The organism is Finegoldia sp. P2-F-LR (assembly GCF_052932265.1).
The window spans coordinates 46,022-68,364 of the sequence record NZ_JBRFJF010000001.1 but is presented as its reverse complement, the minus strand read 5'-3'; the positions used below and the strand labels follow the sequence as shown (position 1 = coordinate 68,364).

Sequence of the window (22,343 nt, the reverse complement as noted above, 5' to 3'; positions counted from 1 at the left end):
AGGAAGGCTTTTATTAATTTAGAATAGATTTTTATTTTTTAAATTCTTAACAACTTTCATACAAGCAAGTAATGCTTGATTATAACTTAGTGATCCTTGAAAATAAGCTACATATGGCTCTCTTAATGGACCGTCAGCTGAAATCTCTATACTAGAACCATCAATAAAGCTTCCAGATGCCATTATAACTTTATCATCATATCCTGGCATATCCCAAGGATAAGGAACTACGTGTGAATCTACAACAGATGATTCTTGAATAGATCTACAAAATTCAACAACTTTTTCTTCATTTTTTAAAATAATCGCACAAATTATATCACTTCTTTTGTCTTCCACATCAGGTATTGTTTTAAATCCCAAATTTTTAAATACATGAGAAAATAATAATGCTGATTTCATAGCTTCTATTGTAACCTTGGGAGCCATAAATAACCCTTGCAGTGTATTTCTAGTAGTGCCAAAAGTTATTCCTACTTCCTTCCCTATTCCTGGTGCTGTTAATGTATTCGCTACCCTATCGATGATGGACTTTTTACCTGCAATATATCCACCAGAAAGCGCTATTCCACCACCTGGATTTTTTATCAAAGATCCAGCAATAACATCACACCCAACTTCAATAGGTTCTTTGTATTCAGTGAACTCTCCGTAACAGTTGTCAACCATGATGATAATTTCAGGAAATTTTTCTTTGATAAATTTAGCGGCTTGTCCAATTTGTTCAATATTTATAGCATTTCTCAAGCTATATCCTGTTGACCTTTGAATAGCTATCATTTTTACCGAAGAGTCTATTTTAGATTCTACAGATTCTAAATCTATATTATTATCTACCAAATCAACATAGTCAAAGTCAATACCATACTCTTTTAAATTACATGGTGAATTACCTTCAATGCCTATCACTTCTTGTAATGTATCGTAAGGCAAACCCGTAATATATAATAACTTATCCCCAGGTAATAACACGCCCTTCATCAATAAGCTTAAAGCGTGGGTTCCAGAAGCAATTGAAGGTCTAACAAGACAGTCTTCTGCCTTAAAAATATCCCTAAAAATCGCTTCACATTTATCTCTTCCAACGTCTCCATATCCGTATCCAGTTGTTGATGCAAAATCTGTAGCTTGTAACTTATTATCTTGGAAAGCTTTCAAAACCTTAAGTTGATTAACAAACTCCAAATTCTCCAATTCTTTAAATTTATCTGATAGTTGATTATTACTTTTTATTACTGTATCGTAGCTATAATCATCTACATCATACCATTCTTTTATTTTATCTTTTATCATATAACCATTCTTTCACATTTTCCAAACAAATTTTTTCAATATCTTCAAATTTTTTAAAATCTTTCAAATTCATCCAATGAATTCTTTCATCTTGTCTGAACCAAGTTAATTGTCTCTTGGCATATTTTCTGCTATTTTTTTTCATTAAACTAACCATATCTTTAAAAGAGATCTCATTATTCAAATACATGAAAGCTTCTCTGTAACCTATAGCTTGTATTGATTGGGAATTTTCATCTGTCATTTCATAAATGTACTTACATTCGGCCATAAAGCCTTCATCGATCATCTCATCCACTCTTTGATTAATCCTTTCATAAAGGATATGTCTGTCATCATTTAACCCAATTATATAAAAATCATAATCACCATTATAGTGATCAAATTTATTGTTTATTTCACTAAATTTATGACCAGTAAGCTTATAAACTTCAATTGCTCTAATAACACGTCTGACATTGTTCATATGAATTTTATTTGCCGACTCAGTGTCTATATCTTCTAAGATTTCGTGAAGTTTTTGATTACCTTGTGATTCTGCAATATCTTCCAATTCATATCTTAATTTTTCATCAGACTTAACAGTGTTAAACTCTAATTTATATGTTATAGAATTGATATATAATCCTGTTCCTCCAACAATAATTGGAATTTTGTTTTTAGATGAAATTTCTTCAATTTTTTCTATGCAAAGGCTTTGAAATTGCTCTACATTAAAATTCTCATCTGGTTCAACTATATCTATCAAATGATGTTTTATTTCTTTCTGATATTTTGTTTCGACTTTTGCAGTACCAATATCCATATACTTATAGATTTGCATAGAATCTGCAGAAATAATCTGACTGTTTAATCTTTTTGCTAAAAAAATACTTAACCTAGTTTTCCCTACTCCAGTAGGTCCGACGATTACAATACATTTTTTTTTCATTTTATCCTCATAAACATTTTTTCTAAATCTTTTTCATTCATTTCAATAAAAGTTGGCCTTCCATGAGGACAAGTTAATGGATATTCACATTTAAATAAATCTTCTAAAAGTTTAATTATTTCAAAGTTACTTAACGTATCGCCTGCTTTTACGCTCATTTTACAAGATCTCTTTATTACTTTAGACTCTATTACGTCAAAAGGATCATTTGAATTCTTAGCAATAGTATCCAAAATATCAGTAAATAAAAGCTTAGCATTTGAATTTCCAAATAAATAAGGAACAGCACGAATAACAACGGAATCATCTGAAAAAACATCACTTTCATATCCCAATTCTTCAAATATATTATTGTTATTTGCATATATTTCCATTAATTCATCAGTTAAAGATATATTAATTGGAAAAGCTAAATTTTGAGATACCACTTCGTTATCTTGCATTTGTTTTGTTAATTTCTCATAATTAATTCTCTCATGACATGCATGTTGATCGAATAAATAAATTTTACTGTCGAAATTATCCTTAGCCAAAATATAAGTTTTGAATAAAACTGTTAAGATATCAAATTTTTCATATTTTTTTAAAGAAGATTCAACTTTAATTTGTTCACTATCGTTATTAAATAAATTATTTTGATTTACTATCTTGTTACCACCAAAAAATTCTTCGGTAGTTTTTGGCTTTATTATAATATCTTCTGACTCATCTTTGTATTTTATATTTCTCAAATTACTTAATTTTGAATTATCATTGAAAAGATTATAAGAATAAGTAGGTTCTGACACCTTATCGTTCTTATAGTTTGTTGTGCTAAAATCAGATTCAAAATAATTTTTTCTTAAATCTTTGTACTTGTCATTATCAGGAATTGACTGGCTAATATTTGCAATTCGTGAATTATTTTCTAATAAAAATCTAACTTTTTTATTAAGTTCTTCCAATATTTCATCTAAAATAGAAATTTTAACTTTTTGTTTATTTGGATGAACATTAACATCTACAAGCTTTGGATTTATTTCAAAAAACAACCAAAATAATGGAAATCTCCCATTAGGTATTACAGATTTATAATTAGATTCTACGGTATTTCTTATGTCTTCAGATTTAACAAATCTTCCATTTAGAAATATATATTGCATTTGTCTATTAGCTCTATACAAATTATTATTTGAAATATAGCCATGGATTTTGTAATCTCGTGAATTTATATCTATATCAATTAAATTATTTGACATCGAAGTACCAAATAAGTTAATAATATTCTCCCTAATTGAAGAATTCTTTTTAGTCTCAAACAGAGTTTTGTTATCCTTAATGTATTTAATTGAAACTTCTGTATTACAAATAGCAAATTTGTACATTGTAGTTGTTATTAGATTTGCTTCTGTCTGGTCTGACTTCATAAATTTTTTTCTTACAGGCACATTGTAAAATAGATCCTTGATTACTATTTTAGTTCCTACATTCATTGCAACATCAGATTCACTAATAACCTTTGAATTTCTAAACTCAACTTTCTTCCCTATTTTTTCTGATTTTGTTCTCGTACTGACAGAAAGTTTACTCACAGCAAGAATACTAGCTAACGCTTCTCCTCTAAAACCTAATGTCCTTATATCATACAAATCATCAAATTTTTCAAGCTTACTAGTTGAGTGTCTTTTAAACGCTAATTCTATTTCATTTTTTTCAATTCCAGAACCATTATCGCTAACAGATATAAAATCTTTCCCACCATTTTTAATTTCTACAACAATAGTATCACTTCTAGCATCTATAGAGTTTTCAACCAACTCTTTTATAACTGAAACAGGTCTTTCAATAACTTCACCTGCTGCGATTTTTTGAATTGTATCTTCTGACAATAACTTAATCATCTTTATCACCTAATTTCGAAGCCTTAATAACAAGCTCATTCAACAGTTGTAGGGACTGAAGAGGAGTAATCTCATTTATATTAATATTTTTAATTTCATCCTTGAAATTTTCCAATTCATTAATATTTTTTTCATCGTCATCATAGTTATTAACTGTAAAATCTGCAATTGGCAAATCAATTTTAGTATCTTCCTTGTCAATTTCTTTTAAAATTGATTTAGCACGTTTTATAAGAGTCTTTGGCATTCCAGCTAATTCAGCAACTTCAATACCATAGCTTTTATCAGTTGAACCTCTAGTAATTTTTCTTAAAAATATAATAGAGTCATTAGTTTCTTTTATATCGACTTTCATATTGATGAGATTATCCAACTTTTTTTCTAATTCTGTAAGTTCATGATAATGAGTTGCAAACAAAGTTTTTGCTTTTATATTCTTTGAAATATATTCAACTATAGCCCACGCAAGACTTAGTCCATCAAATGTCGATGTACCTCGACCTATTTCATCTAGAACTAACAAACTATTTGAAGTAGCATACTTGATAATGTTGCTCATTTCTTTCATTTCTACCATGAAAGTAGATTCACCTTTAAATAAATTATCACTTGATCCAATTCTTGTGAAAATCTTATCCACAATCGAAATATTTGCCTTAGTAGCTGGTACGAATGAACCAATTTGGTTCAATATGCAAATTAGGGCTACTTGTCTAAGATACGTAGATTTACCACTCATATTAGGTCCAGTAATTAACTGTATATCATTTTTCCCTGATCCTATTAAAATATCATTTGTTATAAATACTGATTGACCCACACTTAACTCCACTATAGGATGCCTGGATTCTAGTACATCAATTAATCCATAAGTGTTGATATCAGGCTTAATATAATTATTCAAATAAGCACATTTAGCAAGTGAATTTGACACATCAATGATTGCAATCAGATCAGCTGATTTTTTTATTCTAGACAAATTCTCTAGAATCATTTTTCTAATATCCTCAAATATCTTATATTCAAGTTCAAAGATTTCATCCTCAGAATCTAATATTTTTGATTCTATAGCTTCTAATTGTTTAGTCTTAAATCTTGATGAATTAGTTAATGTTTGTCTTTTTTCATAATCATCTCCAACTTTATTTAAGTTAGATTTGGTTACATCTATGAAGTAACCAAGTTTTTTATTAAATACAATTTTTAAGTTTTTAATTCCTAATCTATCTTTTTCAGACATTTCGTATTCTACTAATTCATTTTTTCCATTCACCCTGTTATATCTCAACTGATCCAATTCAGTAGAAAAATTAGATTTTATTAAGTTTCCTTCTGTCAAAGTTATTGGAGGATCATCAACTATTGATTTATCAATTAAATCGTATATATCTCGTAAATCATCTAATTTTTCTCCTAATAATTGCATGTTTTTCTTATTGCAATGTAAAAGATTTTTTAAATAAGGAATCTTTTCAATAGAAACCTTTAGAGCAATTAAATCCTTGGCATTGGCACTTTTATATGATAATTTCGCTATCAGCCTATCCAAATCGTATATACCATCAAGACAATCTTCTAAATTAACTAATAACTCATAATCTTTAAAAATTTCTTCAACTCTATTTTGTCTAGTTAGAATTTCTTCTTTATCCATCAATGGTCTTTCTAGATAACTATGCAATAGTCTAGATCCCATAGAAGTTTTTGTATGATTCAATACTCCGAACAAACTACCATTTTTAGAATTTGTATATAAGTTTTTTTGAATTTCTAGATTAATAACGCTATTAGAATCAATTTCCATAAACTCATTAATATAATATTTATTAGAGCTATTGATATGAACTAAATCCTCTTGATATCTGAATACATATTTTAATAAATTCGCAACACAAATATTAGTTGTTTCACTGTTGCTATTATCGTATTTTATCTTGCTATTAATGAAATCTAAAGCATTAGTGCTATTATTAACAGTTGTTAATACAATAGAAAACTTAGTTGCTATTGTTTCTAATGATTTAACAGAAAACTCATGATCATTAAATATTATTTCTTTTGGAGTAATTTTTGAAATCTCGTTTTCGATTATTTTATAAATATCATCAGATGTAGTATTAGTATACGAAATATTACCTGTTGAAATATCTATATATGAAATAGCTACTTCATTTGATTTTCTTGAAATACTCATCAAGTAATTAAAATTTCCAGTGTCAGAATTTTCATTTTCTATTACTGTAGCAGGAGTATAGATTTTAATGATTCCTCTTTTAACTAAACCTTTTACCAATTTTGGATCTTCAAGTTGTTCACATATAGCAACCTTATATCCTTTTGATACCAATTTATTAATATATACATCACTCACATGGTAAGGAATACCACACATTGGACATTTTTGGTTTTCTCCACAGTCTCTTTGTGTCAAAACAATTTCAAGTTCTTTGGAAGCTAGTAACGCATCTTCAAAGAACATTTCGTAGAAATCTCCTAATCTAAAAAATAATATACAATCTTTGTTCTGTTCTTTTATTTCTTTGTATTGTTTGATCATAGGAGTATAACCCATATTAATCCACCATTTCCCCTGTTAATGCAAAAGAATTAAAATCTACAATTTTTGTATTTACTAATTTCCCTATATAAGATTTATCACATTTAACATTTACTAACTTAAATGTTCTAGTTCTTCCTGTCATTACTTCAGGATTATTCTTACTTTCCCCTTCAATTAATACTTCTTGTATAGTACCAAGGTATGATTTGTTCTTCTCGTAAAAAATCGGATAAGCAACATCCAAAAGTCTTTCTAATCTATCTTGCTTTACAGCTTCATCAACTTGATCTTCGAACAAGTCAGCTTTTGTTCCTGGTCTTCTATTATATTTAAATGTAAAAGCTTGTTCGTATCCAACCTTTCTAACCACATCCAATGTGTCTTGAAAATCTTCTTCTGTTTCTCCTGGAAATCCTACTATAATGTCTGTTGAAAAAGTAATTCCTGGTACGCTTTTCTTTAATTTTTCTATCTTCTCTAAGTAAGATTCCTTAGTATATCTCCTGTGCATTCTTTCTAAAACCGAATTTGATCCAGCTTGAAAAGGTAGATGAATGTTTTCGCAAACTTTATCTAATTTACCCATAGCGTCAATTAATTCATCCGAGATATCTTTAGGATGACTTGTTAAAAATCTTAATCTTTCAAGTCCTTCAACATCATTAACCTTTGTTAATAACTCGGTAAAAGTAACAGGATTTTCAAGTGTTTTTCCGTAAGAATTTACATTTTGTCCAAGTAAAGTTATATCTTTATATCCTTGATCTACCATTCTTTTTACTTCTGATATAATACTTTCAACAGAGCGACTCTGTTCTCTACCTCTTGCATAAGGAACTATACAATAAGTACAAAAGTTATTGCATCCTGTCATTATATTCACATACCCAACAAATTCATTTTCTCTTTTGATAGCAATATCTTCATCAATATCATCTTTTCTTTCGATATCTACAACTAATTTTCCGCTGCTTAGGTGTCTATCTATAAGATATGGTAATGAATTTATGTTATTTACTCCAAATACTATATCTACCTGTGGATATTTTTCTCTAATTATATCTCTTGCTGGACCAGTTTGCATCATACATCCACAGACAGCGATTAGCATATCGGGATTCTCTCTTTTTAAGTTTTTCAATGCTCCCAATTGACCATAGACTTTCATTTCTGCATTTTCTCTTACTAAACAAGTATTAAAAATAATAAAGTCTGCATCTAATTTTTCATCAGATTGTTTAAACCCCATATTTTCTAGTAATGTTTTGATTTTTTCGGAATCATGTTCGTTCATTTGACAACCATGTGTAATTATCGAATAAGTTGGAGCATGTCCGTGTCTATTTACAAATAAATTAACATACGAATTTGAAGCCAATTTATTATTATTTTCTTCCATTTAAATCTCCTTTATAAAATATAAGCCATCGATATTCGATAGCTTATAAATAATTTTTATATTTTAATTAATGTAATTGTTATATTATCATCAGATTTATTAGTTACATTTTCTAATAATGTCTTGCATTTTTCTTTTACGTTCAAGTTTGATTTCAAAATATATTCAATACTACTATTTTCAATGAATTTGTAAAAACCATCTGTAGCCATAAGTATCTGATCATCAGCGTTTAATTCCTTAATAATATAATCAGGTTTATCCATACTCAAAAAACCAAGTCCTCTTGTTATAGCATTTTTAAGATTTTCATTGTTTTTTACAATATGGTCTTTTGATATTTGATAAAACCCATATTCATTTTGTAAATAAGCTCTGCTATCACCAATATTGAATAAATACATTGTATTTTCTTTAATAATAGTGGCTAAGAATGTAGTTCCTATATTATTTAAGCAATTATTTGATTTTGAGAAATCCAAAATTTTATAACCTGCATGATGAATTGACCCATAAATCAAATCTTTCATACTAAGTTTTTCATCGTAATGATTTTTAAAACAAATCAAAAACTCTTCAACAGCAATTTCAGAAGCTTTTTCTCCGTATTTGCATCCTCCCATACCATCTGCTATTAAAAAAATTTGGGAATCTTTGAAAGTTTCATTTTTATAGTAGTCTTCATTTTTTTCTCTGATATCACCCTTATATGAAATCGAAAAATACTCCATATTATTCCCCACTGTTATTATCGTTTTTTCTAGTATTTTCATTATCTGATTCTTGATTATTATCTGAATTTGAATTTGAATCATTATTATCTACACTAGAATTTTCAGTTTCATCTTCATTAGGTCTTTCATTTTCTTCAGGTGGAGTATATTCATCTTCAACTGTTTCTGTTTTTCTTGCTTTACCAGAACTTACAGTTATAGTAATGAAATCACCATTTTTAATATTTCTACCAGCTTCAATGCTTTGGTCAATTACTATACCTTCATCATATACTGAACTTTTTTTGTATCTAACTTTCTTAACATTTACACCTAGATTAGATAGCTCTTTTTTAGCTTTTTTCAAATTTAAACCAATTAAGTTAATCATTGTGTCTTCTTTTTCTAATCCAAGTTCTACCTTAATTTTTTTATTAAATAAAAGCTTATCGCCAACTTTTGGACTCTGACCAATAACCACATATTTATTAAAATCTGACTTGTCCACGCTTACTGATTTGTCCACAACTAATTCAATGTCATTTGCTGTAGCCTGGTCAACAGCAAGCCTTAAGTTTTTCCCAACATAATCAGGTGCTTTTGGCCTCAAATTATAACAAAAAATAATTACTGCAGCAGCAAAAAAAGCTAATAATACAGATGTAAAATACACTAAAAAAGACTTAAGATAATTATGTGATTTCTTTTTATTTTTTATCTCTTCTTCCTCAAATAAATTTTCATCTATTTTATAGGACATATTTTTCTCATGCCCATTTTTTAAATCTAATTTAATTGTATTATCTATAGAATCATTATTTGAACCTGTCATTTTATAATTATTAATTTCATTTAAATCTTTCATAATACCTTGTGTATCATCATAAGAATTATTTCTTAGCTTTTGATAAAAGCTATTCAAATTACTATTTTCAATATCTATATTAGAATTTTCTAGAATTTCTAATAATACGCTTATATTATGATTTAACTGAGATGTACTATCTCCAAAATTTTCACCATCAAAGTTTTTAAAAATATCAATCTTAAGATTATTATTTTCATCTACTAACATATTATAAATTCGTAAATTTCCAAAAAATATTTCATTATTTTCAGAATAAATTAAAGATAGTAAAATCTTTTTTAAAATATCTAATATAAATGATTCTGAAACATTCTTTCTTTTGAACAAATTATCCAATGATATTCCATCAAAAAACTCATAAGTTAAAAAACACTTATTATCAGAACTAATCATTAGGTCATACATTTCAAGAATATTAGGATGATGTAAGTTTGATAAAGATTTTAAATTATTTGCTAATGAATCAAAATATTTTTTGTCGTTATACTCCTTGAAACTAAGGTATCTATTTAATTTTTTATCATAAGCTTTAAATGTCGTAGAAAATTTGTCTTCATTTATTTTTCTTTGAATTTCGTATCTACTATTTTCCACATTTACCTCCAGTATTCTCTTAATATTTTATCATAATTCAATAGCTAAAACAAAAAAAGCTCTCAAAAAATGAGAACTTAAATTTTACTGTTATTTATCAATATATGAAATTATTTCATTAGAGGTTTCGTCAATTGTTTTATCCGTAACATTAATTATTTTACAGCCTATCTTGTTCATAATTTCTTTTGCATAATCAAGCTCTTTTTCTATCCTTGAATCATCTGAGTAGCCTAATTGCAAACCAATTTTAGCCATTCGATTTTCTCTGATATTATTAAGTTTATCAGAGTCAATAATCAAACCAATAATTTTTTTCTTATCAACTTTGAATAATTCAGATGGGACTTGGACTTCTGGTAAAATTGGAATATTACATACTTTATAATTTTTGAATGCTAAATTTAAACTCAATGGCGTTTTTGAAGTTCTTGAAACTCCTATTAATATAATATCAGCTTTTAAAATACCAAACTTATCCTTACAATCATCATATTTTACTGCAAATTCTAAAGCTTCCATCTTTTCAAGATATTCTTGGTCAACTTTTCTATTTAATCCAATATCGAATTTAGGTTGTTGCTTAAAAAACTTACTTGAAACTAAGATAGGATATGATAGAACATCTACTAAATAAATCGATTCATTCATTTCTGTTTTCTCAATCAAATAATTCAGCAAATCACGATCTACGATTGTTGAAAATATTAGGATTTCTCCATTAATTTCGTTTAATATTTCATCAATCTGTTCTCTTCTAATAATTTTTGAGAATTTTTTTATTCTTACATTTTTAATATCAAAATGAACTTTAACAGCATCCAAAACTTGATTCGCTGTTTCACCCGTGGAATCAGAAATAACTACCATGGTTTTATTCATAACATTCTCCTTAATTTATTTTCTTAAATACACCTTTGAAAATTAATTTATAGTAAGGTAAGTCTTCGTCAGAACAGTTTGCTAATTTTTCTAATAAATTGCACAAATTATTGTTATCTAATTCCATCGGTGTATACTTGCACTCACTAGAGTTTACCTCCAACATCTTTAGAATTTGAATCATTAATTTGCCATTGTTTTTTGTATTTATGTCATGAAGATTAGTCAATAAACGATTTAACTTAAAAATATTTAAATTGTTATAATTTATCACATCAACTTCATCAAAATCATACCCTAATTTTACACACTCATCTCTGTAAACATCAAGAATAATTTCTTTTATACTTTTTTCAAAATACTCATAATCTACTATTCCCTTGTCTTGGAGAAATACATATAAGATTTTAGTAATAAAATCACTTAAATTAAAATCTAATTCTGATCTAAGTATTATAGAAATCACAGATGTTATAGTTTTTCTTAACTTATAATTATATTTAAAATTATCATCACTACTAGATATTATGTAGGACATAACATATTCCATTTTATCAGAAATTGCAACAATTCTAGCAGCAGTTGAATTTGGAATGTTTTCAGATATAAATCTCGGTTTAATGTGTTCATATACTCCGTCATAAACAATTTTATCTTCGCCATCAGACTTAGCATATAGTTTTCCAATTAAGCCGTGTAAATAAGAACATTTTTGTACAATTTCAGTTGCTTTATCCGCTTTACATAGAAATGCTATTCTTTTGACAGAATCAATAGTTTCGTTACTAACTGATAGCATTTTACATAATTCAATTGATATCTTTATTAGTCTTTGAGTTTTGTCATAAAAGTTACCATAATTATTGATATAATTTACTGTTTTCAAATCCTCAACAAAGTCTTCAAGTTTTCTATCTGATTTTTGGTTTATCAAATTATTTATTTCTTCTAATTTGTCATTAATTTCTTTAATCAAAATGTGGGAATCTTCAGAACTCTTGTTTTTAGCGTAAACAAAAAAGTTTGAACTATTACCGTTATCGAATTCCATTGGTAATACCGTAAAATTCTCCATCAAAACTGTATAAAGTATTGATTTATCGATACACAAATATTTTTCGTCAAATGATCCTTCAACGCTTACAGGATAATCAAATTTATTTGCGTATTCGTTGAGTATGCTTTTGTTATTAATAATTGAACAACCATTTGCTCTAGCAAGTTTATTAGCGCTTTTTTCAAATGATTGTAATCTTTCTTCTTTTTTTAATATTATTTGATTTTTTCGTAACTCTGAAGAAAAATTGTTAAAAGTAGAAGAATTAACTAAGCTGTCATCTTTATCTTCTTTTAAGCCTTTGAATTCTATTGTTTTATTTTCTTTTTCATTAAAAATTTTAATGTACAAGATAGACTCTCTAAATGATAAACTTTCAGAATCATATTTGTACTTGAAATTTATCGAATCAATAGCTTTATTTATTACATTTTCGTAATTTTCTAGTGTATATCCTGGATTTTCTATATTAGTAATGTAGATAAAAAAATGATCTTTTATTGTATCCAAATCTATATTTGAATATACTAATTGCAGTTTTTTTAATTCTTTTCTTATTTTTTCGTCAAGCGATCTATTTATAAATCCTATAAAATTCTCGGGAATATTATTAGTCACTATATCTATTAATAAGTTATACATTATTTCTCCTTATAAATATTCAAGGTAGCCTAATGACCCCAAATATTCAATTCCAAAATTGTTCATCGTGTATTTTAACAAAATTTTTAAAATTTCGTTTTCATTTATAGATTCATACTTTTTATTAACTATGTCATCATACCTATTTTTCATTAAGTATATCATATATTTTGCGTGTAAATTATCTATTTGGTAGTATTCTCCGTCAGAATCTACAAATCCACCATCTAAATAAAACCTGTTGTGACTATTTTGATAAAACATACTAGGTTGATATCCAAGATATGATACAAGTTTCAAAATAAACGCATTTATTAAAGCGTATTGATCTTCAGAATATTTGGATAAGAATATTACTGTTTTCAATATCAAAGCGTATACTTTTTCATTGCAAACTTCATTGTAAAAAATTGACTTTATTAAATCAACTATAACCAAACTAAATAATTCTGATTTATAGTTTGTTCTTATATTAAAATTAGAGTTAATTAAATCATAATCCACTAAATAATAGAATTGATTTCCTTTTTTTAAGGTAAAATCATTTACTGACAGAACATTAAATTCTATAATTGATTTCATGGAATTAATATTATTGATGAAAATTCCAATAATACCGTCTTCTTTACTGAAAACATTCAAAATTATAGAATTTTCTCCATAAATTATATGCTCCAACACAATAGCTTGTGTCTTGATGTAATCTTGTTGCATTAGTTATAACCCAAATACCTTAATCTAGAATCTTTATTTCTCCATTCTTCATCTATTTTAACCCATAGTTTTAGATTTACTTTTGCGTCTAATAATTGTTCAATATCAATTCTGGCATCAGTTCCAATTTTTTTAATCATTGATCCTTTTTTACCAATTACCATGCCCTTATGACTTTTTTTCTCAACAATAATAGTAGCATCTATATCAATTAGATTCTTATCTTGTCTTTCTTTGAATTTTTCGATAGTTATAGCTATTCCATGTGGTAATTCATCAGATAAATTTATTAGTGCTTTTTCCCTAATTAGTTCTTGTACAATTTGTCTAATAGGTTGATCTGTTACGCTATCTTTATCATAATACATTGGCCCTTCAGGCAAATTATTTTTTAAAGAAGTTAAATATCCTTCTAAATTATCTCCTGTCAATGCACTTATTGGAATTATTTCTTCAAATATTCCAACTTTACTGTACATTTCTACTAATTCATTGACTTTATCACTTGATATTTTATCTATTTTATTGATTAATAAAATTATTTTTGTATTAACTAATTTTAATTTTTCAATAATTTCAGAGTCTAGTTTTCCTATTTCTTCAGTAGTATCAACTATATATGTTATAACATCAACTTCGTTCAAAGTTGACATTGATACTTTAAGCATATAATCTCCAAGTTTATTTTTTGGTGTTTGTATTCCTGGAGTATCTAAAAATATTGCTTGCATATTTTCGTCAGTATATATCAATTGTATTTTATTTCTAGTAGTTTGAGGTTTGTCAGAAATAATTGTTAGTTTTTCTCCTAAAATTCTATTTAAAAGAGTTGATTTCCCTACATTACTTCTACCTATAACTGAAACAAATCCAGATTTAAACATTTACATCATCTCCACTAAAACCATGAGGTAACAAATCTTTAATATTATAAATTTTATACTCTTTTTCATTTTTAGCTATTATTATTTTCGTATCTTCGTTAGAAAATTCTTTAATTACTTGTCTACAAACACCACAAGGATACGTAAAATCAGAATCTCCAATTATTAAAATAGTATCTATTAATTTAAATCCTTCAGAAACCATCTTCGAAATTGCTGTTCTTTCAGCACAAATAGTAGGACTGAATGAAGCATTTTCAATATTACAACCTCCATAATAGTTTCCTTCTATATCTTTGACACAACATCCCACTTTATAATGAGAATATGGCGTGTATGCATTTTGTTTATATTGCAATGCAATTTTATACATTTTGTTAATTTCCATAATACTCCTAAATAATTACTTTAAATAATAATATCGCTATTAATGTTCCAATTATACCACCAACTATAACTTGACTTAATGTATGGATTTTTCCTTCTACTCTACTTTCTGCAACCAAAAAAGCTATAAAATATGATAGTATTGTCACTAATGTATTATTAGCAAGAAGAGCAATTATTGTAGCGCTGCAAAAAGAAACCGATGCGTGACCACTCACGCTTCCACCTTGCAAATAAGTCCATTTATTCTGATATATAAAACTTTTTAAAACTAAAGTTATAACAACTACCAAAATCAAAGCTATAAATGTCAAATGAGTTGGTGAGTTCTGCAATTTTATAACTGCTGTATGACTAAGTGGTACAATCCTATCATAAAACATAAAATAACCTACAAAAATAGAATTAAAAGCAGCTAGTAGTACAGCCCCTGCACCTACATCTTTTGCTATTTTTGCTTTATCATCATATTTGTCATAAATCAAATCAACAATCGTTTCAATGGCGGTGTTAATCATTTCTGCCATTAATATAAATGTTATAGTTATGCACAAAGAAGCCATTTCTACCCTTGATAAGTCAAACATTAATGACGCAATCATAACCAGTACTGTCATCAAAATGTCAGTTCTAAAATTTCTTTCATTTTTCAAACAATGAATAATTCCATCCATTGCATATTGAAAACTAGTAATAAAAGAAGTATTTTTAGAAATATTTTTATCCTTTGACTTTCTAATTAAATTCTTCATCTTTATAGATACCTATTTCTTTCAAGGCCGATTTCTCTTTATTTCTCATAATAATTTTATCACTTTCATCAATATGATCATAACCCAACAAATGAAACATAGAATGTACAACCAAGTACACAATTTCTCTTTTAATAGAATGATTGTATTCTTTAGCTTGTTCTACAGCTTTTTTGCAGCATATAATAATATCACCCAAAAGATTTGTTTGAACTTGAAAATAATCTTCTAAAGGAAAGCTTAACACATCTGTTACACTATCTTTATTTCGATAATCTTTATTAAGTTCTTTAATTTCTTCTTCACTAACAAATGACAAAGATATCTCATAATTATCATTATTTAATTCTTGAAGCAAACATATTTTTATCGAGTTTTCAATATTCGATCTTAATTCATCATCAATTTGAAAATCATCTTGTCTATTACTTATCTGTATTATCATAATTTGACCTATTGTTATCTAATTTTTCATAAGCTCCAATAATTTTTTGTACAAGTGGATGTCTTACAACATCTGTTTTTTCAAACTCTAAAAAGCTTATTCCATTTATGTCCCTAAGAATATTAGTCGCAACTAATAATCCTGATTTTTTACCTCTTGGTAAATCTACTTGTGTAATGTCTCCCGTTACTATAGCTTTTGAACCATATCCTATTCTAGTTAAAAACATCTTCATTTGTTCATTGGTAGTGTTTTGCGCTTCATCTAATATAATATATGCATTATCTAAAGTTCTACCTCTCATATATGCCAATGGTGCTACTTCAATCAATCCTCTTTCTTTAAATTTTTCAAAATTTTCATAACCTAGTATATCAAACATAGCATCGTATATTGGTCTTAGATAAGGATCAATTTTTTCTTGAAGATCTCCCGGCAAAAATCCTAAACTTTCTCCAGCTTCTACAGCAGGCCTAGTTAAAATTATCCTATCCACTTCATTATTTCTAAATGCATTTATTGCCATCGCCATTGCCAAATAAGTTTTTCCTGTACCGGCAGGACCTATTCCAAAAACAATATCATTTTTTTTAATCATTTCAACATAATTTCTTTGATTTACAGTTTTTGGCTTTAAAGGTTTACCTTTTGAATTGTAACAAATTACATAGTCCTTAATTTTTGAAATATTTTCTTGTTTTATTTTTTCTAAGTTAGAAAGCAAATAATCCAAATCTTGATCTGTTATTTCATTCCCGGATAAAGTATGTGTATTTAATGATTCTAAAAGATTACTAGCACTTTCAATATTCAAATCAGAACCACTAATTAGAATACCTTCTTCAGAAATCTTTAATATAACATCACAAGCTTCTTCAATTTTTTTTGCATTTTTTTCTAATTGACCAAAAATAAATGTTATTAATTTTTCATTATTAGTTTTGTAAATTAAATGTTTATCCATAATCACTCCATTTATCTAATTATAACATATCACTAAAAATCAAATAAACTTATTTGGTTTTCGTTTTGTAAACCATCTAAAACACCGTGGTTTTCTAGTATTTCTAAAGCTGTTTTATTAACTTTCGTTCTCATAGTAAAATCTTGTTTTGAAATAAAATCACCCTTTTGTATTTCTTCAAAAATAGCAATAGAGTTTGCATCGCTAACCCCTTCTAGTGCATTAAATGGAGGTTGAATGAATCCTTTTTCTAATACTTTGAACCTAGCCTTGTCAGATTTATGCAAGTCAACTCTTGATTGTTTTATTCCTCTGCAATACATTTCTTCTGCTACTTCTAATACAGAGTATTTGTTACTATCCTTTGCTGTCATCTTAGAATTTGATTCTTTGTATTTATCCTTCAAAGATTGCATTTCTTCTCTAATTGCACTTAATCCTCTCACAATAACATCACCTGGATAATCTTGTAATTTTATTGTAAAAAATGTCGAATAAAAAGCTTCTGGATAGTGTACTTTAAAATAAGCTATTCTATAACTCATCATTACATACGCTACCGCGTGGGCCTTAGGGAAAAGATACTCAATAGTTTTACAAGATTCAATATACCAATCTGGAACACCATTTTCTGTCATATAATTTAGTGTATCCTCATCAAGAAGTCTATTTTTTCTTACTGTTTCCATTATTTTAAATGATCTTTTCTTTTCAAGACCTTTATTTATTAGATAAATCATAATATCATCTCTTGTACAAATAGTATCTTTTAATTCAACAACACCATCTCTTATTAGATCTTGTGCATTATTTAACCATACATTTGTACCATGTGATAATCCAGAAATTCTGACTAGCTCAGAAAAAGTTTTTGGAGTTGTATCTCTTAACATTCCTCTTACAAAGTTTGTACCAAATTCAGGTATTCCTAACGTTCCTATATCTAAACCATCGATTAATTCTTCAAAGTGTAAAGCATCTATCGATGAAAAAATACTCATAGTCTCTTTATCATCCATAGGGATAGTTAATGGATCCACTCCTGTCATATCCGACAACATTTTTATAATTGTTGGAACATCGTGTCCTAGCAAATCAAGCTTCAAAATCCTACCACTTATAGACTTATAATTGAAATGAGTAGTAATAATATCACTATTAACATCATCAGCGGGATGTTGAACTGGACAAAAATCTTCAATATCCTTATCTCTTGGAACTATCATTACTCCACCCGGATGTTGACCCGATGTTCTTTTAACTCCCAAGATTCCTCTTTGTAAATATTTTATCTCTGAATTATTAACATATACGTTTTTATCTTCAAAATATTTTTTTATATACCCATAAGCTGTTTTGTCGGAAATAGTACCAATAGTTCCAGCTCTAAATACCTTTCCTTCTCCAAACAATTCTTCAGTATATTTGTGAACAGTAGGTTGATATTCTCCAGCAAAGTTCAAGTCAATATCTGGCTCTTTATCACCATCAAATCCTAAGAAAACTTCAAATGGTATATTATGACCTTCTTTTTTTAATGGTTGTCCACATACAGGACAAGTTTTATCTTCAAGGTCCACTCCCGAGCCAATATTTTCATTATGTATAAACTCAGAATGTTTGCAGTTTTCACAAATATAATGCGGAATTAAAGGATTAACTTCGGTTATATCAGCCATTGTCGCAACAAAGCTTGAGCCTACAGATCCTCTTGATCCAACTAGATATCCATCTTCGTTGCTTTTCTTTACTAATTTTTGGGCGATAATATATAATACAGCATATCCATTTGAAATTATAGATGACAATTCACGTTCTAACCTACTTTCAACAATTTCAGGTAAATCATCTCCATATATACTTCTAGCTTTTTTATAAGTCATTTCTCTTAATTCTGTATCAGAGCCTTCAATAACCGGTGGAAAAGTTCCATCTGGTATTGGCTTTATCTCATCTAACATTTCTGAAATTTTTATGGTATTATCTATTACAATTTCCTCAGCCACATCTTTTTCTAAAAAACTAAATTCATTCATCATTTCATCAGTTGTTCTGAAAAACAACGTAGGGAATTTTTCTCCATAAATTTTTCTAGGTTGACCCTCTAATATTATATTTCTAAAAATATAGTCCGTTTTTTCGAAGTATTTTGCATAAGAATCAGCCACAAGAGGTTTATTGTGCTTTTTTGATAAATCATATAGTTTTCTAGTTAATTCTTCACAACTCTTTAAGTTAAAGCTCATTCTTTTTGACTTTACTCCATCATAATAAAGTGGTGGTTGAACCTCCAAAAAATCATACCTTGAAATAATCTCATCTAATTTTTCATCTGATTCAAATCCAAGTATTGCTTTTATTAATTCTCCATCTTCGTTTCCTGATCCAATTACAAGACCTTCTCTTCTTTTATTCAATTCAGATTTTGGTATTCCACCTTCTCTGTAAAAATATTTTAAATTAGAAGCAGTCACAAGCTTATACAAGTTTTTCAAACCAACTAAATTTTTAGCGTATATTGTTGCAGTATGAGATTCTCTTTTAGATATACTCCAATCAGAATCCATTTTATTTATATTGATATCAAATTTAACTCCTCTTTTTTCAAGATCTTTGACCATACAAATGAATACTTCTCCTGTTGCTCTTGCATCATCACAAGCTCTGTGATGGTTGAATAAATTAACGTTGTATTTTTTTGTCAAAGTATCAAGTTTATGATTTTTGAGATGAGGTTCCAATGCCCTTGCAAAAGCTAATGTGTCTATATATGTTCTTACGGGATTAATTCTTAAATCAAGACAATTTTTCTTGATAAATCCCATATCGAAATCTGCATTATGTGCTATTAAAGTACAGTCACCAACAAATTTTAAAAACTCAGGTAATACTTCCTCTATTTTAGGCATATCTTTTACCATTTCATTTGTTATAGACGTTAATTCTGTTATTTTTTCTGGTATTGGTATTTCAGGATTTATTAATTGATTAAATTCATCTACAATTTGATTATCTACTATCTTTACAGCACCAATTTCCGTAATTTTTTCTGTCGCATTTGATAATCCTGTAGTTTCTATATCAAAAACTACAAATTCTTGCAAATTCATAGAATCATAAGGATTTGTTATTATCCTAAAATCATCTTCTATTATTTTAGCTTCCATTCCAAAAAGTGGTTTTATTCCATTTTTGCTACAAGCATCATACAATTGTGGATAACCTTGTACTACGGATTTATCCGTTAAACCCAGCGCTGGATGTCCCCATTTTTTTAGAGTTTTACAGCATTCATCCAAGTCAATAAATCCATCTAGTTGGCTCATTTGAGAATACATGTGTAGTTCTACACGTTTTTTCTCATATTCATCTTTTCTAGATTCCGGCTTTTCAACTTCTTGCATTTGTCTTATTGAAAAGGTCTTTCCAGAAGTAAATCTATCAAATTCTAACCTTCCTGTTAATAAAAGATAAACTCCAGATTTCAATTTATCACCAAATGCTTCAAATTCTTTTTTCTTCAAAAATTTCTTTGCAAAAACAGCTCCACTTTCATCCCTAAGATCCAAAGAGATAATAAAACTTTCTCCATCTTTTATGCTTCTTATATCTACATCAATAATCTCAGCTCTGATACAAGTATCATCTTCATTTTCTATAATTTCTTTAATTTTTATTGGAGACTTGGTTATGTCTTTACCACATTTTATTCCCGTTTTTTTAACTTCTTCTTTTTCTTGCTTTGGAGTATATTTTATGGATTCAGCTATTTTTTTTCGAATTGAATTATCGTACTCGATTAAATTTTGTCTATAATCATCGTTATCCTTTAACTCAACAATTTCAGATTTGACAGAATAACTTAAATTATATGATTTATTTATTAATTTTGTTAATTCATTATCCTTTTGATTTGATATAAACTTATCCCTTATTTGCTCAAAATTAAAAATAAGTGAAATTTCAGAATCGTTTATTTTTGAACTTTCAAAATCAATACAATTAGAATATTCACAAAAATCATTTGATTTTAAAATTTTAATCAAAGCATCTTTTGAGAAATTGATTTTTGAATCTTCATATTCTGTAAAATCGATATTAATTTTTGCTATAAAGTTTAATAAGTCTTTTTGTATAAATTCTGCTAAGTTGTCTTTATTCTCATCTTTTTGAACATTCATCAAACAATCTAACTCATCATTATCTTTATTGTAAGTTAATTTATCAATGTAAATTGGATATTTTGAATCATATTTTAGGCCAATTTTTTTTAATACATCGTTGAGTAATAAATGCATTTATAACCTCTCTATCTCTTCAATTAATACATCTAATAATTCTTCTTCCTTAACTTTTCGTACAATTTCTCCTTTTTTAAATATTAAGCCTACTCCATTTCCACCTGCTATACCAATATCAGCTTCTTTTGCTTCTCCTGGTCCATTTACGACGCAACCCATAATAGCAACTTTAATGTGTTTATCGATTTTATCCAATTTCTTTTCAGCTTCATTCACTATACTTATCAAATCAATCTTGGTTCTAGCACATGTTGGACATGAAATTATTTCAATTCCTTCATTTAATAAACCTAAACTCATTAAAATTTGTCTTCCTACAATAATTTCTTCTTTAGGATCACCAGTTAAAGAAACTCTGATAGTATCTCCAATTCCTTTTGACAAAATACTTCCTATTCCTACACTGGATTTGATAATTCCTTTAGTAGAAGGACCTGCTTCTGTTATACCGACATGTAGAGGATAATTACATAACTCTGACATTTTTTCATAAGCTTTTATTGACATATTAACATTAGAAGATTTTAATGATAATTTGATATCGTCAAATCCCATATCTTCAATCATTCTTATTTGATCAAGGCAACTATAACATATTGAATCCACATTTACTCCATGATATTTGTCAATGAATTTTTGATTAATAGATCCACTGTTTACACCAATTCTCATGGAAATTTTATGATGTTTGCAACAATCTACAATATCTTTGACTCTATCTATTCCACCAATATTGCCAGGATTAATTCTAATACAATCACACCCGTTTTCAATTGCAGCTATTGCTAATCTGTGATGAAATTGAATGTCAGCAATAAATGGTATATTCGTCATACTTTTTATAATTGGTATCGCCTTAGCATCTTCCAAATCATTAATTGCACTTCTAGAAATATCACATCCTACAGATTCAAATTCTTTAATTTGTTTAACAGTGCTTTCAACATCTTTTGTGTCGGTATTAGTCATAGATTGAACTGTAACTCTTGCTCCATTTCCCACAGCAACATTTCCTACGTAAATTCTTTTTGTATCTTCTCTTTTCATTACTTCACCTTTCAAATTTAAAAAGGCCCA

The 22,343-nt window shown here is 27.7% G+C and carries 17 protein-coding genes; all 17 read right to left on the bottom strand.

Features of this window, described 5'->3' with window-relative positions; genetic code table 11:
* Positions 1-18 precede the first annotated feature (18 nt).
* The 17 genes from ACU68W_RS00340 to ispG all read right to left on the bottom strand — a co-directional run bounded on the left by ACU68W_RS00340 (position 19) and on the right by ispG (position 22,313).
* Entirely contained in the window at positions 19-1,293 is a 1,275-nt protein-coding gene (locus ACU68W_RS00340; RefSeq protein WP_446755935.1) for a methionine gamma-lyase family protein, read from the bottom strand.
* Positions 1,280-2,224, bottom strand: coding sequence for a tRNA (adenosine(37)-N6)-dimethylallyltransferase MiaA (gene miaA / locus ACU68W_RS00335; protein WP_094223453.1), 945 nt, complete (start codon positions 2,222-2,224; stop codon positions 1,280-1,282). The genes ACU68W_RS00340 and miaA overlap by 14 nt, the downstream gene beginning before the upstream one ends.
* On the bottom strand, positions 2,221-4,104 hold the full coding sequence (gene mutL, locus ACU68W_RS00330; protein ID WP_094223452.1) for a DNA mismatch repair endonuclease MutL: 1,884 nt from the start codon (positions 4,102-4,104) through the stop codon (positions 2,221-2,223). The genes miaA and mutL overlap by 4 nt, the downstream gene beginning before the upstream one ends.
* Entirely contained in the window at positions 4,097-6,676 is a 2,580-nt protein-coding gene (mutS, locus tag ACU68W_RS00325) for a DNA mismatch repair protein MutS (protein ID WP_094223451.1), read from the bottom strand. The genes mutL and mutS overlap by 8 nt, the downstream gene beginning before the upstream one ends.
* A 1-nt stretch (position 6,677) precedes the next feature.
* A complete protein-coding gene (miaB, locus tag ACU68W_RS00320) occupies positions 6,678-8,063 on the bottom strand; it encodes a tRNA (N6-isopentenyl adenosine(37)-C2)-methylthiotransferase MiaB (RefSeq protein ID WP_094223450.1) in 1,386 nt (461 codons plus the stop codon).
* Positions 8,064-8,119: 56 nt separating this feature from the next.
* Entirely contained in the window at positions 8,120-8,794 is a 675-nt protein-coding gene (locus tag ACU68W_RS00315; protein WP_094223449.1) for a protein phosphatase 2C domain-containing protein, read from the bottom strand.
* A 1-nt stretch (position 8,795) separates the two neighbouring features.
* Positions 8,796-10,238: a PASTA domain-containing protein gene (locus tag ACU68W_RS00310; RefSeq protein WP_446755934.1), complete on the bottom strand. Its 1,443-nt coding sequence runs from the start codon at positions 10,236-10,238 to the stop codon at positions 8,796-8,798.
* A 90-nt stretch (positions 10,239-10,328) separates the two neighbouring features.
* Entirely contained in the window at positions 10,329-11,120 is a 792-nt protein-coding gene (locus ACU68W_RS00305; protein ID WP_094223447.1) for a pyruvate, water dikinase regulatory protein, read from the bottom strand.
* Positions 11,121-11,130: 10 nt separating this feature from the next.
* Complete coding sequence (locus tag ACU68W_RS00300) at positions 11,131-12,819, bottom strand: glycine--tRNA ligase subunit beta (RefSeq protein ID WP_094223446.1); 1,689 nt, start codon at positions 12,817-12,819, stop codon at positions 11,131-11,133.
* A gap of 9 nt (positions 12,820-12,828) precedes the next feature.
* A complete protein-coding gene (gene recO / locus ACU68W_RS00295) occupies positions 12,829-13,533 on the bottom strand; it encodes a DNA repair protein RecO (RefSeq protein ID WP_094223445.1) in 705 nt (234 codons plus the stop codon).
* The gene (gene era, locus ACU68W_RS00290) at positions 13,533-14,417 is read right to left on the bottom strand and encodes a GTPase Era (RefSeq protein ID WP_094208579.1); all 885 of its coding nucleotides are present in this window, start codon (positions 14,415-14,417) and stop codon (positions 13,533-13,535) included. The genes recO and era overlap by 1 nt, the downstream gene beginning before the upstream one ends.
* A complete protein-coding gene (gene cdd, locus ACU68W_RS00285) occupies positions 14,410-14,805 on the bottom strand; it encodes a cytidine deaminase (RefSeq protein ID WP_094208578.1) in 396 nt (131 codons plus the stop codon). The genes era and cdd overlap by 8 nt, the downstream gene beginning before the upstream one ends.
* A 7-nt stretch (positions 14,806-14,812) precedes the next feature.
* Positions 14,813-15,556, bottom strand: coding sequence for a diacylglycerol kinase (locus tag ACU68W_RS00280; RefSeq protein ID WP_094223444.1), 744 nt, complete (start codon positions 15,554-15,556; stop codon positions 14,813-14,815).
* Entirely contained in the window at positions 15,540-16,001 is a 462-nt protein-coding gene (gene ybeY, locus ACU68W_RS00275; RefSeq protein ID WP_094223443.1) for an rRNA maturation RNase YbeY, read from the bottom strand. The genes ACU68W_RS00280 and ybeY overlap by 17 nt, the downstream gene beginning before the upstream one ends.
* Complete coding sequence (locus ACU68W_RS00270) at positions 15,982-16,965, bottom strand: PhoH family protein (RefSeq protein ID WP_094223442.1); 984 nt, start codon at positions 16,963-16,965, stop codon at positions 15,982-15,984. Before ACU68W_RS00270 ends, ybeY begins: the two co-directional genes overlap by 20 nt.
* A 32-nt stretch (positions 16,966-16,997) precedes the next feature.
* Entirely contained in the window at positions 16,998-21,263 is a 4,266-nt protein-coding gene (locus ACU68W_RS00265; protein ID WP_094223441.1) for a PolC-type DNA polymerase III, read from the bottom strand.
* Positions 21,264-22,313, bottom strand: coding sequence for a flavodoxin-dependent (E)-4-hydroxy-3-methylbut-2-enyl-diphosphate synthase (ispG, locus tag ACU68W_RS00260; protein WP_094223440.1), 1,050 nt, complete (start codon positions 22,311-22,313; stop codon positions 21,264-21,266). It lies immediately after the preceding gene.
* Between the last annotated feature and the right edge of the window lie 30 nt (positions 22,314-22,343).